Consider the following 15239-nt stretch of genomic DNA (forward strand, 5'->3'; position numbering starts at 1 on the left):
GGGATCGGTAATGGAAAAAGCGTTTGATATCAGTATGATCGCGTCCTTTGTGCCGACATTGCTCGGGTATTTGCCCGTCACGCTGTATATATTGGCGGTGTCTCTGCTGTTCGGCTTTCTATTGGGGCTGCTTTTGGCGCTGCCCCGCATCTATCGCATTCCCGTTTTGAATCAGTTTGCGAAGCTGTATATCTCTTTTTTCAGAGGAACGCCCATCATGGTGCAGCTGTTCATTGTATTTTACGGCATTCCGGCACTCACGGCGCTCGCCGGAATCGATACCTCTAAAATGGACCCTTTGTATGCGGCCATCGCCACGTATGCGCTGAGCAGCGCGGCAAGAGCGGCCGAAATCATCAGGGGAGGTGTGAACAGCGTCGACCGCGGGCAGGCGGAGGCGGCTTTCAGCATCGGGCTGAACGGGGGGCAGACATTCCGGCGCATCATTCTGCCGCAGGCGCTTGTGCAGGCCTTTCCCAACATCGGAAATATGGTAATCGGTTTCTTAAAAGATACATCACTCGCTTTTTCGATCGGGGTGATGGATATGTCGGGCAGAGGACAGACCTTGATTACATCGAGCAATCATTCTTTAGAAGTGTATATCTCGCTTTCTGTTCTGTATTATGCGGCCGCCCTTTTATTTGAATGTGTCTTCAGATGGGCCGAAAAACGAATCAAGAAAGATGAGACGCGCCTTGTGACGGTTTTTGACATGAGCGCGCACGGCTGAAAAGGAGGGAGAACAGTGGAGCTGGACATTTCATTTATCGGCACTGCGATCAAACAAATGATGAAAACCGTTCCGCTTACATTGGCGATGACGGTCATTCCGATTATTGCCGGATTTTTCATAGCTCTCGGCAATATCACGGTGCGTATATTCCGCATCAAATGGCTGCTGGCCTGCTCAGCGTTTTACGTGTCTTTTTTCCGCAGCACCCCGGCGATTCTCCATATTATGCTGATTTATTTAGGGGTTCCGCTGATTGCCGATCAATTCAGCCGCGCGTTTCATCTCGGCTGGTCGGCCAATCAGATTCCGGTCGCCGTGTTTGTCATCATGGCACTGTCATTAACGGCAGGCGCTTATATGACGGAAATTCTCCGATCCGGGATCATGGCCGTCGATACGGGGCAGGCGGAGGCGGCATATTCAATCGGCTTGACGCGGGGCCAGATGATTCGGCGTGTGGTTCTGCCGCAGGCGTTCATGATATCGCTGCCGAACTTCACCAACATAGGCATCGGCTTTTTGCATACCACTTCCATCGCGGCCATTGTTGCGGTGCCTGAAATTACAGGAACGGCGACGATTGCGGCATCCGATAACTATGCATTTCTGGAAGCATTTATCGGGGCTGCCGTGATTTATTGGGGATTAACGCTGATTCTCGAAGCTGTAAACAGTCTGGCGGAAAAAAGGGCAGCCAGATATCAAGGAGGCGCATTATGATCGAAATCCGAAACATTCAGAAACATTTTGGCAGTCATCACGTGCTAAAGGGCATCAATTTAAGTGTCCGGAAAGGAGAAGTCGTGACCATCATCGGTCCGAGCGGTTCCGGGAAAACCACTTTTCTGCGCTGCCTTAATTTACTTGAGCGGCCGGATGAAGGCGCCATTTCGCTGCACGGTGAAGTCATTAACTGCAAAAAGCCTGCCAAAAAAGACATTCTCAGACTGAGGAAACAGACGGCGATGGTTTTTCAGCAATATCATTTGTTTTCGCATAAAACGGCGATTCAAAATGTTATGGAAGGCCTGACGATCGCAAGGAAAATGAAAAAAACAGATGCGTACGCCATTGCCGAGCGGGAACTGGCCAAGGTGGGGCTTCAGGATAAATTGCACGCCTATCCGAATCAGCTGTCGGGAGGACAAAAGCAGCGGGTTGGAATTGCCAGGGCGCTTGCCATTCATCCTGATGTGATGCTGTTTGATGAACCGACCGCAGCCCTCGATCCGGAGCTTGTCGGCGAGGTGCTCGAGGTGATGCTTAACATTGTGCGGACCGGCGCCACCATGATCATTGTTACTCATGAAATGGAATTCGCCAGAAGAGTGTCCGACCGAATTGTGTTTATGGATGAAGGAGCAATCGTGGAACAAGGAACGCCTGAGGAAGTCTTTTACAAGACGAAAAAAGAAAGAACGAAGAAGTTCCTCCGCCGCGTGCTGCCTGATTACGGTTATGACATAAAAGAGCGCATAAAGGAGCCTGTCGTATGATTCGTTTAAGCATTTTAGACCAAAGTGTCACCGCGGAAAACCAAACCGCAGAAGAAGCCTTGCGGCAAACGGTGAAATTGGCTCAGGAGGCTGAACAATACGGATATGACCGTTTCTGGGCGGCGGAGCATCATAACAATGAAGAGATAGCGGGATCAGCGCCGGAAATTGTTCTGGGGTATCTTGCCGCAAGCACGAAAAAAATCCGTCTCGCATCCGGCGGGGTGATGCTGCAGCATTACAGTCCTTATAAAGTGGCGGAGCAGTTCCGGGTTTTGTCCGCTCTTGCTCCCGGCCGTGTGGCGCTTGGTGTCGGCAAAGCGCCCGGCGGATTTCAGCTGTCAACCGATGCGCTGCAGCGGGAGCTTATCCAGCCCGCCCGTTTATTTGAAGAAAAGCTTGAGGAGCTGACTCATTTCATCCGAAATGATTTTCCGGACTCACACCGCTATGCGTCATTGCGGCCGGCGCCGCATACTGAGTATGCGCCTGACCTCTTTTTGCTCGGCGGCAGCGCGGAAAGCGCGATATCCGCGGCCAAACTCGGCATTTCCTTCGTTTTCGCCTATTTCATAAACGGTGAAGAGGCTGCGTTAGAAAAAGCGCGCCACGCCTTTGACGAGCATCTGCCGAAAGGATCGAAGGCGGAATTTCACCTTGCGCCGATGGTATTTACCGCGCATACAAAAGCAGAAGCGGAAAAACACGTCGTATCGCGTGAGTCGGTCAAAATCATTCTCGAAGACGGCAAAAAGGTGAATGTCGGTTCCCGGGAACAAGCGGAAGCGTTTCTTGAACAAGTCACGCAGCCATATAAGCTGATTACACAAAAGACGGGTGTGATTGCCGGGACAAAAGAAGAGACTGCCGCCGAGCTGCGACGATTATCCGTTCAGTACAGCATTACTGATTTTGTGATTTTGTCGCCTATCAAAAACGCTGAGGAAAAACGATTGTCTTACCGGCTGTTAAGCGAAGCGGTGCAGCCGGCCCCACAATTATAGGAGGGATGAACATGAGTCATGAAGTAAACGTTGTGGTCTGGAGCAAACAGGGCTGTGCGTATTGCGATGAAGTGAAAGGATATTTGCGGGAAAAGGCCATTGCGTACGAAACAATTGATGTGACAGAGCGGGACGAATTGCGTGACGTGCTGCAGATGAAATACGGAATCCGTCATGTCCCCGTCGTTGAACTCGGCAGCGGTGACAGCCGTGTGTATCAGGCCGTTACTCAAGTCGGCATTGAACATGTAGAACGGGCGCTTGCCGATTACGAGGGGAAAAAGGGGGAGAGAAAATGAGCCGGACGGATCTAATTCAATTCGGAGCCATGATTCACGGTGTCGGCGGCACAACGGACGGCTGGCGTCATCCCGACGCCGATCCGACAGCAAGCACGAATGCGGCGTTTTACAGGCAAAAAGCGCAGACTGCTGAAAGAGGGCTGTTCAGCTTTGCTTTTATTGCGGACGGCTTGTTCATTTCTGAAAAGTCCATCCCGCATTTCTTAAATCGGTTTGAGCCGATCACTATCTTATCGGCGCTTGCCGCCTCTACAACCCATCTTGGTTTAATCGGCACATTTTCCACATCGTTCACTGAGCCGTTCACCATCGCAAGACAGCTGATGTCTCTTGACCATATCAGCGGCGGCCGGGCGGGCTGGAATCTCGTCACCTCTCCGCAGGCGGGAGCCGCGCGCAATCACAGCAAAGAAAGCCTTCCCGACCACAGCCGGCGCTACGCCATCGCCCAGGAACATGTGGACGTGGTGCGCGGTCTGTGGAATTCCTGGGAAGAAGATGCCTTCGTCCGCAACAAAGAAACCGGGCAATTTTTTGACCCTGACAAACTGCATCGCCTGTATCACAAAGGCGAGTATTTTCAAGTGGAGGGTCCGCTGAATATCGGCCGGTCCAAACAGGGAGAGCCGGTCGTTTTCCAAGCGGGGTCTTCAGAAACCGGCCGGTCGTTTGCCGCGAGGAATGCAGATGCAGTCTTTACGCACTCCAATTCACTTGAGGAAACGAAGGCTTTTTATGATGATGTGAAGAAGCGGGCGGCGGATTACGGCCGGGACGCTACCAAGCTGCGGATCTTTCCGGGAATCAGTCCGATTATAGCCGGCTCACAAGAAGAAGCGGAAGCGAAATACCAAGAATTCGCCGAGCTGATTCCGATAGAGAACGCTGTTAAATATGTGGCCAGATTTTTTGACGATTATGATCTGAGCCGTTTTCCGCTGGATGAGCCGTTTCCTGATTTGGGCGACGTCGGGAAAAACGCGTTTCAAAGCACGACAGACCGTATCAAAAGGGAGGCGAAAGCCCGGAATCTTACGCTGCGTCAAGTGGCGCGCGAAGCCGCGTTTCCGCGAACCCATTTTATCGGCACACCGGAACATGTGGCATCATTAATTGAAACATGGTTTCAGCGGGAAGCGGCGGACGGGTTTATCATTCACTCTGACATCCCCGGCATGCTTGAAGCTTTTGTGGATCATGTCATACCGATCCTCCAGGAAAAGGGGCTGTACCGAAAAAGCTATCCGGCGGATACACTGCGGGGGAATCTCGGGTTGGATATTCCGGCCTGCAGACCCAATCCGATTTTGAGCAGAAACTAAATGTTTCTGCTTTTTCCGCTGCTTGTCATTCCCGTCATTGCAGCCTTTTCAAAAAAATACACTGATTTCGAGATATTATTGTTGCGAAAAGATTTTTTTGTAACTATAATTATTACAGAACTGATCAGTATAAAAAAACATTCATATTTCATAATAAATGTGTGTGTAATCTGAAAACGAAAGGGCTGTTTACAATGGCAAAAGTACTTTATATAACTGCTCATCCTCATGATGAAAAGACATCTTACAGCATGGCGACAGGAAAAGCGTTTATCGATTCTTATAAAGAATCAAACCCGAATGATGAGGTTGTACATATCGACCTTTACAAAGAGAACATTCCTCATATCGACGCGGATGTATTCAGCGGCTGGGGAAAACTTCAATCCGGCACAGGTTTTGAAGAGCTTTCTGAAAACGAAAAAGCGAAAGTCAGCCGTCTGAACGAGCTGAGCGATCAATTCGCGGCAGCTGACAAATACGTATTCGTCACACCGCTTTGGAACTTTTCATTCCCGCCTGTTATGAAAGCGTACCTTGATTCTGTGGCTGTAGCCGGAAAATCATTCAAATATACAGAGCAAGGCCCGATCGGTCTGTTGACAGACAAAAAAGCGCTCCACATTCAGGCGCGCGGAGGCTATTACTCTGAAGGGCCGGCGGCTGACATGGAAATGGGCCACCGTTACATCGGCATCATGATGAACTTCTTCGGCGTTCCTTCTTTTGACGGTTTAATCGTTGAAGGCCATAATGCTGAACCGAATAAAGCACAGCAAATTAAAGAAGATGCGATTGCCCGCGCGAAAGAAGCCGGAAAATCATTCTGATCTTAAAAAAACCTCCCCGCCGTACGGCTGGAAGGTTTTTCATATTAAAGGGCAATCGTCCGTTTTTGTTTGCTGCTTTTCATTGCGGCTTCAATGACACGGATGACATCGATGCCTTCTTTTGCCGTAACGGGAAGCGGTTTTCCGTTTAAGATGCTGTCTGCCAGCAGTTTGTAGTACGTAAGGTAAGAGCCGTTCTCAGAGGGGATTGTTTCTGTATGCCTTTTCTCATCCGCTGCGATTGTCAGCTCTCCGAAGTTGTCAGGATCATCGGCGCCCCAGCTGTCGTCAATCGGCTTTTTGCCCGCTGAAAGCGCATCTTCCTGTCCATCCATTCCGTATTTGATAAAGCTTGCATTCCGTCCGTGAATCTGATAGCGCGGGCCGCTTGCCGCATTCATGGAGCCGGATTGAAGAATGACCTGAAGTTTGCCGTAATGGAGCGCGGCCAGAAAATTATCAACGGTTTCACTGTTGTCCCGCTGTTTCATCACATGTGCGGTGACGGATTCCGGCATTCCGAAAAGCAGAAGTGTCTGGTCAATAATATGTGAACCGAGATCATACAGCGTTCCCGTGGCGGGTCCGTTCATTTCGCGCCATTTTTCCTGTACAACCGGGTTGTATAGATCGTAGCTGACTTGATATGTATGAATGTCTTGAAGCGCCCCGTCCCGAATCAGCTTTTGTATCGTTAAAAAGTCATTGTCCCAGCGCCGGTTGTGATACACGCTCAGCAAGACGCCTTTATTTTCAGCCGTTCTTCTCAGCTCCTCCGCTTCTGCTGAAGTCGCCGTCATCGGTTTTTCCACGACGGTGTGTTTTCCCGCCAGGAGACATTTCATCGCTGATTCATAATGCATTCCGCTCGGTGTCGTGACGATGACGAGATCAATGTCAGGATCACCGGTAATGTCTTCAATCGCGCGCACGGCTTCAGCCCCCGGCAGATCACGTTTGACCTCATCCGTTCTGGACGTCATGACTTTTTTGATCTGATAATCATCAAGGACGTCCAAAAGCGGCGCATGAAAGACTTTACCCGACAAACCATATCCCAATATGCCGACTTGTAACGTTTTCAATGAATTTCCCCCTCTTGATATGTGATAACATTATATACCCCGCGGGTGTACTGGTAAAACTTGTGTGTTGAAAATTTTTTACACCGGATTTTCAAGTCTGTATAATGAAGATAACGAAGAAAAAAACCGAGGTGGAAAATGGACAAACATACCGAGCATCAATCGTTAAATCATAAAAGCGCCAAAGAAAAAGACCAGATCCTGAACCGGCTGAAACGGATTGAAGGCCAAGTCAGGGGCATTCAGAATATGGTGGATAACGAACGATACTGCGTGGATATTCTCGTGCAGATTTCAGCCGTACAGGCGGCCATGCAGAAAGTCGCGTTTCATCTGCTGGAAGATCACGCCCATCACTGCGTAGCCGGCGCCATTGAGAGCGGAAACGGGGAGCAGGCGATTGCCGAGCTGCTTGATGTTGTGAAAAAAATCGCAAAATCGTAAAATAAAATGTTTTGAAATACCCTACAGGGGTATGGTAACATGAAGAAGAAAAAACAAGACGTGGAGGGAATCATCATGGAACAAAAAACACTGCAAGTCGAAGGCATGTCATGTCAGCACTGCGTCAAAGCAGTAGAGACCGGAGTGGGAGAACTGAACGGAGTGACGGCGGTTCAGGTGAAATTGGAAGCCGGACAGGTGGATGTGACGTTTGATGAGAACAAAGTCTCCGTATCAGATATAAAAGACGCGATTGAAGATCAAGGGTATGACGTCGTATAAGGTTTATCGCGCTTCGGGAACGGGCGCGGTTTTCTTTTATGAAAATGATACCCCCTGGGGGTTTGTGAGAAGAGGTGAGGGCATTGAGTGAACCGAAAGAGATGACCATTCAAGTGGGAGGCATGACATGCGCCGCCTGCGCTTCAAGAATTGAAAAAGGGCTGAAACGGATGGACGGCGTCAATGACGCTTCCGTCAATCTTGCGCTTGAGACCTCAAATATTTCCTATCAGCCTGACAAAATCGAAGCTGGCGCCATAAAGGATAAAATTGAAAAACTCGGGTACCATGTTGTGACGGAAAAAGCCGAGTTTCAGATTGAAGGCATGACGTGCGCCGCTTGCGCCAATCGGATTGAAAAGTGCCTGAACAAAACAGAGGGCGTTGTGGGCGCGCCGGTGAATTTCGCCCTTGAAACGGTCACCGTTGAATACAATCCGAAAGAGGTGACACCGAAAGAGCTGAAAGAGACCGTGGCAAAACTCGGCTACAGATTAGACGAGAAGAAAGCGGTTGATGGAGGCGGCGGATTATCCCAAAAGGAGAAAGAGCAGCGAAAACAGCTGATCAGGCTGATATTTTCTGCCGTTCTCTCATTTCCGCTTCTATGGTCGATGGTCAGCCATTTTTCTTTTACTTCTTTTATCTGGATGCCGGATATCCTGATGAATCCGTGGCTGCAATTCGCGCTTGCCACCCCGGTGCAGCTCGTCATTGGCTGGCCTTTTTATATGGGAGCGTACAAGGCGCTGAGAAACAAAAGCGCCAATATGGATGTTCTCGTTGCGCTCGGAACGACGGCCGCTTACGCATACAGCCTGTACATGACGATTGCGTCTCTCGGACGAGACGGACATGTAGAGGGGCTTTATTATGAAACGAGCGCCATTTTGCTGACTTTGATTTTGCTTGGAAAGCTTTTAGAGATGAAAGCGAAAGGCCGCTCATCAGAAGCGATTAAAAAGTTAATGAAGCTTCAGGCGAAGACGGCGGCGGTTGAGCGGGAAGGGAAGGTACAGGTGATTCCGATTGACGAGGTCCGGACGGGGGATATCGTATATGTGAAACCGGGAGAACGTGTTCCTGTCGATGGCGAAGTGATTGAAGGCCATTCCGCAATTGATGAATCGATGATTACGGGGGAGAGCATGCCTGTCGATAAGTCTCCCGGAAGCACCGTCACCGGGGCGACGATCAATGCAAACGGCTTTCTCAAAATCAGAGCGGTGAATGTCGGGAAAGATACCGCGCTTGCACACATTATTAAAATCGTGGAAGAAGCCCAAGGGTCAAAAGCCCCCATTCAGCGGCTCGCGGATCACATTTCAGGCATTTTCGTTCCGATTGTGCTGGGGCTGGCCGTGCTGACTTTTCTCATTTGGTATGTATGGGCCGCGCCGGGACAGTTTTCTGAAGCGATCGGCAAATTCATCGCCGTGCTTGTCATTGCCTGTCCGTGCGCACTCGGGCTCGCCACTCCGACGAGCATTATGGCGGGCTCCGGCCGCGCAGCTGAATTCGGCATTCTTTTTAAAGGCGGAGAGCATTTAGAAAAAACACAGCGTCTGACGACCATCGTACTGGATAAAACAGGAACGGTGACAAACGGCAGACCGGTTCTGACAGATGCCGTACCGGCAGCGGGAATGAACGAAGAGGAACTCCTGCGGCTGGCGGCGGCCGCCGAAACGGGATCAGAGCACCCGCTTGGAGAAGCCATCGTGTCAGGAGCCGAAAAACGGGGGATTGCCATCCCGAAAATCACCCGGTTCCAAGCCCGGATCGGTTCGGGAATATACGCCGAGGCTGACGGCAGAACGATTCTTGCCGGATCAAGACGGCTGATGGAATCGGAACACATCGAACATGAGGCGCTGCTTCCTCACATGGCCCGCTTGGAGGCGGAAGGAAAAACGGTGATGCTTATTGCGGCAGACGGCAAAGCGGCGGGGCTTATCGCAGTCGCCGATACAATCAAAGACACATCTCCGGCCGCGGTGAAACGCCTGAATGATATGGGGCTTGACGTCATCATGATGACCGGTGACAACAAAAAGACCGCGGAAGCCATTGCAAAAGCCGCGGGCATCGGCAGCGTGATCGCCGAAGTGCTTCCCGAACAAAAGGCGGCGGAAATTTCCCGGCTGCAAAAAGAAGGCCGGCGCGTGGCGATGGTCGGTGACGGCATCAATGATGCTCCGGCGCTGGCTGTGGCCGATATCGGAATGGCCATCGGCACCGGCACAGATATCGCAATGGAAGCGGCGGATATTACGCTGATCCGCGGTGACCTGAACGGCATTGCCGACGCCATCGGCATGAGCAGGCTGACCATGAGAAACATCAAGCAGAATTTAGGCTGGGCATTGGGATACAACAGCATCGGCATTCCGATTGCGGCGGCCGGCTTTCTGGCCCCGTGGGTGGCAGGCGCTGCCATGGCGTTCAGCTCAGTATCGGTCGTCCTTAATGCTTTGCGTTTACAGAAGGTAAAAAAAGACAAAATGGGCTGATGCCTGTTTTGTCTTTTTTATTGACACTTTATTCAAAGCCTGCATATAATAGAGAAAACAAATATATGAGTATATGTTCATATATATAAATTCGTTTAGCTGTATTGATGTTATGGGAATCCTATTACGGAAAGTAGGGTGAGTCGAAAATGAAAGCAGCCAAAGGTGAATTTGTATTAGACGGACTTGATTGCAGCAACTGTGCAAAAAAAATAGAAAACGGCGTAAAAGCCATTGACGGCATAGACGGCTGTGCTGTCAATTTTGCGGCAAGCACCATCACGGTCTCAGCCGGCGGCAAAAACGAGCAATGGATGAAAGACGAAGTCGCGAAAAAAGTAAGGTCCATTGATCCTCATGTGACCGTTCGTTCGAAGCACGAAGACAAACCCGGCGAGGATGAATACCGCAAAAAGCTGCAGCTGATGTTAGTGAGGTTGGCTGCGGGAGCCGTTTTGGCCGTCATCGCTTACTTCGCGCACACGGGCGCCGTCCTTGAGTTTCTGCTCTTTTTTGCTTCGTATTTGATCATCGGCGGCGATATCGTAGCCAGAGCGGGAAAAAACATTGTCCGCGGCCAGGTATTTGATGAGCATTTTCTGATGGCGCTTGCCACGATCGGCGCATTTATGATTCATCAGTATCCGGAAGGCGTCGCGGTCATGCTGTTCTACCAAATCGGTGAACTGTTTCAGGGAGCGGCCGTCAGCCGATCCAGAAAATCGATCAGCGCGTTATTGGACATCCGTCCTGAGTACGCCAATGTGAAAACGGAAAACGGCATGACTGCCGTTCCGCCGCAGGACGTCAAAGTCGGACAGGTCATCGTCGTGAATCCCGGAGAACGGATTCCGCTGGACGGAAAGGTACTGAGCGGTTCTTCGATGGTTGATACATCCGCTTTAACGGGCGAATCCGTGCCGAGAAAAGCGGAGCCGGGGCAAGATGTGATGGCCGGATTTATGAATCAGAACGGCGTGCTTCATATTGAAACCTCTAAAGGATATGAAGACTCTGCCGTGTCAAAAATATTGGATCTGGTCGAAAATGCGGCCGGACGCAAAGCGAAAACGGAAAACTTTATTACGAAGTTTGCCAAGTATTATACACCGGCCGTTGTCATTGTTGCGGTGCTTCTCGCCTTTTTACCGCCGCTTCTCGTGCCTTCAGCCGCGCTATCCGACTGGGTGTACCGCGCGCTGATTTTCCTTGTGATTTCTTGTCCGTGCGCACTCGTCGTCTCCATTCCGCTCGGGTTTTTCGGCGGTATCGGAGCTGCGTCTAAAGCAGGGGTGCTCGTGAAAGGCAGCAACTATTTAGAAGCGCTCAATCAGGTGGCATACGCCGTGTTTGATAAAACGGGAACCTTAACGAAAGGGAATTTCGCCGTTACTGATATCAAACCGGCGGCAGGGTTTACGAAAGACAGCCTGCTTCATGCGGCCGCGCTTGCAGAAGCCCATTCCAATCATCCGATTGCTTCTTCCATCCGTGAAGCTTACAATCAACCGCTCTCGGCTGAGGAGATTGAAGAATATGAAGAAATACCCGGACACGGCATTCGGGTGAAAACCGGCGGATCAACGATTTTAGCCGGAAATCAAAAACTGATGGCAAAAGAACAAATCGCTTCCGGTACAGCTGAAAACAACGGAACCGTCGTCTATGTCGCCGTTGATCAGCAGTATGCGGGGGCGATCGTGATCGCCGATGAAATCAAAGAGGACGCCAAACAGGCCATTGCCAATTTAAAAGCGCTCGGCGTGAAGCGGACAGTGATGCTGACGGGTGATTCAAAGCAGACCGGAGAAGCTGTCGGCCGAGAGCTCGGTATTGATGACGTGTACACAGAGCTTTTGCCGGGTGACAAGGTAGACCGCGTCGAAGAACTTGAAGCGGCGCTTTTACCGAATGAAAAACTGATGTTTGTCGGCGACGGGATTAATGATACGCCTGTGCTTGCCAGAGCTGACATCGGAGCTGCCATGGGGGCTCTCGGCTCTGATGCCGCCGTCGAAGCGGCCGATGTCGTCCTGATGACAGACCAGCCGTCAAAAGCAGCCGAAGCCATCCGGATTGCACGCCGAACACGCCGGATCGTCTGGCAGAACATCGGATTTGCTTTAGGCGTAAAAATCATTTTTCTCCTGCTTGGCGCATTCGGATTCGCCACCATGTGGGAAGCGGTCTTTTCAGATGTAGGCGTCACGCTGATCGCCGTTGCCAACGCGATGCGCGTCATGAGAGTGAAAGCGGAATAATTGTCAAAGATAATTCGTTTTTCAGGGTTTTCTTAAACAAGGTTGTCTTGGTAAAATAGAGAAGCGGGCCATCCGGCATCCGCTTCTTTTTTATTTTAAAAACAATGAGGTGTCTGAGTGAAAAAGAAACAATCGTCTGCGAAATTTGCGGTGATTCTGACGTTAATCGTTGTCGTTTTATTTGCGGCCATCGTAATTATTAACAACCAAACGGAAAAAGCGGGCGAAACAGTCGCCGAACAGCCTTCCATTAAAGGACAGCCCGTGCTCGGCAAAGACAGCGCCCCTGTTACGGTAGTTGAATTCGGAGATTACAAGTGTCCGTCATGCAAAGTATTTAACAGCGATATCTTTCCGAAAATCAAAAAAGATTTTATCGATAAAGGCGACGTGAAATTTTCATTTGTGAACGTCATGTACCACGGAAGCGGCTCGCGTCTGGCGGCTCTTGCTTCAGAAGAAGTGTGGAAAGAAGACCCGGCATCATTCTGGGCATTCCATGAAAAGCTGTTTGAACAGCAGCCGTCAAGCGAACAGGAATGGGTCACGCCTGCATTGCTTGAAAAAACGGTCAAAAGCACCGCGAAAAAGGTTGATCCTGACAAGCTGAAGGAAAACCTTGATAAAGAGACATTTGCAAAAGAGCTGAAAGCTGACACTGACCTGAATGATAAATTAAACATTACGGCGACACCGACGATTTACGTAAATGACAAAGTGATTAATGACTTCTCTAAATATGAGGAGATTTCAAAAACGATTAAGAAAGAGCTGAAAAATGAAAAATAGAATCGTATTTTTATATGCTTCTTGGGTGATTGCTCTTGCTGCTATGCTCGGCAGCCTTTATTTCAGCGAGATCAGAAAATTCATACCGTGCGAGCTGTGCTGGTATCAAAGAATTCTCATGTACCCGCTTGTCCTGATTTTAGGAATCGCCACCTTCCAGGGTGACACGCGCGTGAAAAAATACGTGCTGCCGATGGCCGTCATCGGCGCGTTTATATCGATCATGCATTACCTTGAGCAGAAGGTGCCCGGTTTCAGCGGCATCAAGCCGTGTGTCTACGGCGTGCCTTGCTCATCTGAATATATTAACTGGTTCGGTTTCATTACCATTCCTTTCCTGGCATTGACGGCATTTATTCTCATTATTATCTGCATGTGTTTTGTCAAAACGGAACGCACGGCAAAATAAAGAGCCTGCTCCATGGGAGCGGCTCTTTTTCTATTATTTGTACCAAGCTTTGTTTGTCGCAATCTGTCTGTTATGGGAGCTGTCCCAAATATCCACGGAATAGGCATAATCATAATTCATGACGCAGCGGATGCCGCTGCCTTGGGCGTCATGCTGAAGTCCGAAGTTATGGGAAAACTCGTGCTGTGCCGCTTTCGCCGTGTTGGCCGTTCCTTGATCAAGGTTCACGCTGAAAGCCGGGCCGCTCGGTTTGCCGTTATATACATACGCGATACCGCCGGCGTCAAAACTTGATTTTGCGGTAAAACCGACGACAAAATGATAATTTTGATTTCTGAAGCTGCCTTGGAGATTCGATAAAATCTGAGAACTGTTTGAGCCGGAGGAATTCCAAGCCTGCACGGCCTGTACGACGAAATCAATGTTGTGATCACGGTTAAAAGCAACATCCGCCTGCTCCACGATCTGGACGATTCGCGTTTGCCAGTCGCTGTATTTGGCGCGGTATTCAGCGTCCGCCACCGCCAGCACTCTGACCTTCTGGCTGCCCGTGCTGGCTTTAGTTGAGGCTTTATCCTGACTGACATTGGCATTGAATCGTTTCGTGCCGACCTGCTTGCCGTTTTCATCCAGAATTTTTGTGTCAACCGTCTGTTCGACTTGGACCGGGCCCTTCAGATCTTTAAAATGATCGGCTTTCGGAAGCGGGTCCGTATACACCGTTTTCGCCGGCTCCGCATGAGTGTGCGAATGCGTATGGCTTTCGGCTGACGGCAGGCCGGGAATTAATCCGGCGGCCAATAAAACAGGAAAAACAAGTGAACTGATTTTCATCTCATAACCCCCTTTTTGTTAGAGAAAGTATTCAATGAAACTTCCAATAAACCTCCCAAAATAGTATAAAATAGGTAAATGTTCTTGCTCCCAGCCGTTGCGAGTGAGGTTGTCCCGGATTAGGAATCAGAATCTTTCAAAAATAAGGTTGATTTTAAGAGAAAGCGATTATAAAATCTAATGGTCGTCAGAAAATTTAACAAATAAAAAGGAGCATATGGAATGGCCTGGGAGCTGCTTAGTGTAATCGGCATCATTGCGTTTGCGGTCAGCGGAGCGATTGTTGCGATGGAAGAGGAGTATGATATTTTAGGCGTGTATATCTTGGGGATTGTAACGGCGTTCGGCGGAGGAGCGATCCGAAATCTGCTGATTGGTGTTCCGGTCTCCGCCTTGTGGGAGCAAGGCGCGTTTTTTCAAATCGCTCTCGCATCAGTTACGATTGTCTTTTTGTTTCCGAAGCTGCTGTTAAGGCATTGGAGTAAATGGGGCAACCTATCCGATGCCATCGGGCTTTCGGCGTTTGCCATCCAAGGTGCTTTATATGCCGTGAAAATGGGCCATCCGCTCAGTGCGGTGATTGCGGCAGCGGTCCTCACCGGCAGCGGGGGCGGCATCATACGGGATTTGCTCGCGGGCAGGAAGCCGCTTGTGCTCAAGGCGGAAATTTACGCGGTCTGGGCCGCGCTCGGAGGGTTAATCGTGGGCCTCGGCTGGGCCGGGGATGCCGCCGGTTTGTATGTGCTGTTTCTTGTGCTTGTGGCATGCCGCATCTGCAGTTATGTGTTCAGGTGGCGCCTGCCGAATCGTTCCTATCATATAGATCAGTAAAAAACCGATTTCATAAAGAAATCGGTTTTTTTTCATAACGGCTTCTGATAAAAAAAGACGCCCGATATGATAAGAAAAAGGGTATTTGACCATAATGCTGA

The 15239-nt window shown here is 50.0% G+C and carries 16 protein-coding genes; 14 read left to right on the top strand and 2 right to left on the bottom strand.

Going from position 1 to position 15239, the window contains the following annotated elements; genetic code table 11:
• Positions 1-10 precede the first annotated feature (10 nt).
• The 7 genes from AC1RRX_RS02155 (at position 11) to AC1RRX_RS02185 (ending at position 5690) form a co-directional block, all read left to right on the top strand.
• Positions 11-733 carry an amino acid ABC transporter permease gene (locus AC1RRX_RS02155; protein ID WP_007409997.1) on the top strand — a complete coding sequence of 241 codons (723 nt, stop codon included), beginning with the start codon at positions 11-13 and terminating at the stop codon, positions 731-733.
• Between the two features lie 57 nt (positions 734-790).
• Positions 791-1456, top strand: coding sequence for an amino acid ABC transporter permease (locus AC1RRX_RS02160; RefSeq protein ID WP_179960768.1), 666 nt, complete (start codon positions 791-793; stop codon positions 1454-1456).
• Positions 1453-2232, top strand: coding sequence for an amino acid ABC transporter ATP-binding protein (locus tag AC1RRX_RS02165; protein ID WP_015418222.1), 780 nt, complete (start codon positions 1453-1455; stop codon positions 2230-2232). The genes AC1RRX_RS02160 and AC1RRX_RS02165 overlap by 4 nt, the downstream gene beginning before the upstream one ends.
• Positions 2229-3236, top strand: a complete 1008-nt coding sequence (locus AC1RRX_RS02170; RefSeq protein WP_021494132.1) for an LLM class flavin-dependent oxidoreductase — start codon at positions 2229-2231, stop codon at positions 3234-3236. Before AC1RRX_RS02165 ends, AC1RRX_RS02170 begins: the two co-directional genes overlap by 4 nt.
• Before the next feature lie 11 nt (positions 3237-3247).
• Positions 3248-3535 carry a glutaredoxin family protein gene (locus tag AC1RRX_RS02175; protein WP_031378341.1) on the top strand — a complete coding sequence of 96 codons (288 nt, stop codon included), beginning with the start codon at positions 3248-3250 and terminating at the stop codon, positions 3533-3535.
• Complete coding sequence (locus tag AC1RRX_RS02180; RefSeq protein ID WP_144463904.1) at positions 3532-4860, top strand: LLM class flavin-dependent oxidoreductase; 1329 nt, start codon at positions 3532-3534, stop codon at positions 4858-4860. The genes AC1RRX_RS02175 and AC1RRX_RS02180 overlap by 4 nt, the downstream gene beginning before the upstream one ends.
• Before the next feature lie 194 nt (positions 4861-5054).
• Positions 5055-5690, top strand: a complete 636-nt coding sequence (locus tag AC1RRX_RS02185) for an FMN-dependent NADH-azoreductase (RefSeq protein WP_015240584.1) — start codon at positions 5055-5057, stop codon at positions 5688-5690.
• 44 nt (positions 5691-5734) lie between these two features.
• Here the strand turns inward: AC1RRX_RS02185 and AC1RRX_RS02190 are convergent, their stop codons facing one another.
• On the bottom strand, positions 5735-6775 hold the full coding sequence (locus tag AC1RRX_RS02190; RefSeq protein WP_144463905.1) for an oxidoreductase: 1041 nt from the start codon (positions 6773-6775) through the stop codon (positions 5735-5737).
• A 138-nt stretch (positions 6776-6913) separates the two neighbouring features.
• Here AC1RRX_RS02190 and csoR point away from each other — a divergent pair, with 138 nt between their 5' ends.
• The 6 genes from csoR to AC1RRX_RS02220 all read left to right on the top strand — a co-directional run bounded on the left by csoR (position 6914) and on the right by AC1RRX_RS02220 (position 13473).
• Positions 6914-7219 (top strand): copper-sensing transcriptional repressor CsoR, encoded by a 306-nt coding sequence (gene csoR / locus AC1RRX_RS02195; protein WP_003151723.1) that lies wholly within the window; start codon positions 6914-6916, stop codon positions 7217-7219.
• 75 nt (positions 7220-7294) lie between these two features.
• Positions 7295-7501, top strand: a complete 207-nt coding sequence (gene copZ / locus AC1RRX_RS02200; RefSeq protein ID WP_015240581.1) for a copper chaperone CopZ — start codon at positions 7295-7297, stop codon at positions 7499-7501.
• An 83-nt stretch (positions 7502-7584) separates the two neighbouring features.
• Positions 7585-10014 carry a heavy metal translocating P-type ATPase gene (locus AC1RRX_RS02205; RefSeq protein ID WP_136803290.1) on the top strand — a complete coding sequence of 810 codons (2430 nt, stop codon included), beginning with the start codon at positions 7585-7587 and terminating at the stop codon, positions 10012-10014.
• Positions 10015-10163: 149 nt separating this feature from the next.
• Complete coding sequence (locus AC1RRX_RS02210; protein WP_144463906.1) at positions 10164-12275, top strand: heavy metal translocating P-type ATPase; 2112 nt, start codon at positions 10164-10166, stop codon at positions 12273-12275.
• Positions 12276-12392: 117 nt separating this feature from the next.
• The gene (gene bdbD / locus AC1RRX_RS02215) at positions 12393-13064 is read left to right on the top strand and encodes a disulfide bond formation protein BdbD (protein WP_032867964.1); all 672 of its coding nucleotides are present in this window, start codon (positions 12393-12395) and stop codon (positions 13062-13064) included.
• A complete protein-coding gene (locus tag AC1RRX_RS02220) occupies positions 13054-13473 on the top strand; it encodes a disulfide oxidoreductase (RefSeq protein ID WP_007410015.1) in 420 nt (139 codons plus the stop codon). Before bdbD ends, AC1RRX_RS02220 begins: the two co-directional genes overlap by 11 nt.
• A gap of 33 nt (positions 13474-13506) precedes the next feature.
• Here the strand turns inward: AC1RRX_RS02220 and AC1RRX_RS02225 are convergent, their stop codons facing one another.
• Positions 13507-14307 (bottom strand): zinc-dependent metalloprotease, encoded by an 801-nt coding sequence (locus AC1RRX_RS02225; RefSeq protein ID WP_007410016.1) that lies wholly within the window; start codon positions 14305-14307, stop codon positions 13507-13509.
• A gap of 222 nt (positions 14308-14529) precedes the next feature.
• Between AC1RRX_RS02225 and AC1RRX_RS02230 the strand changes: the two genes are divergently transcribed.
• The gene (locus tag AC1RRX_RS02230; RefSeq protein WP_007410017.1) at positions 14530-15138 is read left to right on the top strand and encodes a trimeric intracellular cation channel family protein; all 609 of its coding nucleotides are present in this window, start codon (positions 14530-14532) and stop codon (positions 15136-15138) included.
• The last annotated feature ends 101 nt before the right edge of the window (positions 15139-15239 follow it).

Source organism: Bacillus sp. GW821-FHT11D08 (assembly GCF_058808515.1).

Excerpts from the sequence above, each read along its gene's own strand:
- AC1RRX_RS02155 (WP_007409997.1), top strand. The coding sequence starts at position 11 with ATGGAAAAAGCGTTTGATATCAGTATGATCGCGTCCTTTGTGCCGACA.
- AC1RRX_RS02160 (WP_179960768.1), top strand. The coding sequence starts at position 791 with ATGATGAAAACCGTTCCGCTTACATTGGCGATGACGGTCATTCCGATT.
- AC1RRX_RS02165 (WP_015418222.1), top strand. The coding sequence starts at position 1,453 with ATGATCGAAATCCGAAACATTCAGAAACATTTTGGCAGTCATCACGTG.
- AC1RRX_RS02170 (WP_021494132.1), top strand. The coding sequence starts at position 2,229 with ATGATTCGTTTAAGCATTTTAGACCAAAGTGTCACCGCGGAAAACCAA.
- AC1RRX_RS02175 (WP_031378341.1), top strand. The coding sequence starts at position 3,248 with ATGAGTCATGAAGTAAACGTTGTGGTCTGGAGCAAACAGGGCTGTGCG.
- AC1RRX_RS02180 (WP_144463904.1), top strand. The coding sequence starts at position 3,532 with ATGAGCCGGACGGATCTAATTCAATTCGGAGCCATGATTCACGGTGTC.
- AC1RRX_RS02185 (WP_015240584.1), top strand. The coding sequence starts at position 5,055 with ATGGCAAAAGTACTTTATATAACTGCTCATCCTCATGATGAAAAGACA.
- csoR (WP_003151723.1), top strand. The coding sequence starts at position 6,914 with ATGGACAAACATACCGAGCATCAATCGTTAAATCATAAAAGCGCCAAA.
- copZ (WP_015240581.1), top strand. The coding sequence starts at position 7,295 with ATGGAACAAAAAACACTGCAAGTCGAAGGCATGTCATGTCAGCACTGC.
- AC1RRX_RS02210 (WP_144463906.1), top strand. The coding sequence starts at position 10,164 with ATGAAAGCAGCCAAAGGTGAATTTGTATTAGACGGACTTGATTGCAGC.
- AC1RRX_RS02220 (WP_007410015.1), top strand. The coding sequence starts at position 13,054 with ATGAAAAATAGAATCGTATTTTTATATGCTTCTTGGGTGATTGCTCTT.
- AC1RRX_RS02225 (WP_007410016.1), bottom strand. The coding sequence starts at position 14,307 with ATGAAAATCAGTTCACTTGTTTTTCCTGTTTTATTGGCCGCCGGATTA.
- AC1RRX_RS02230 (WP_007410017.1), top strand. The coding sequence starts at position 14,530 with ATGGCCTGGGAGCTGCTTAGTGTAATCGGCATCATTGCGTTTGCGGTC.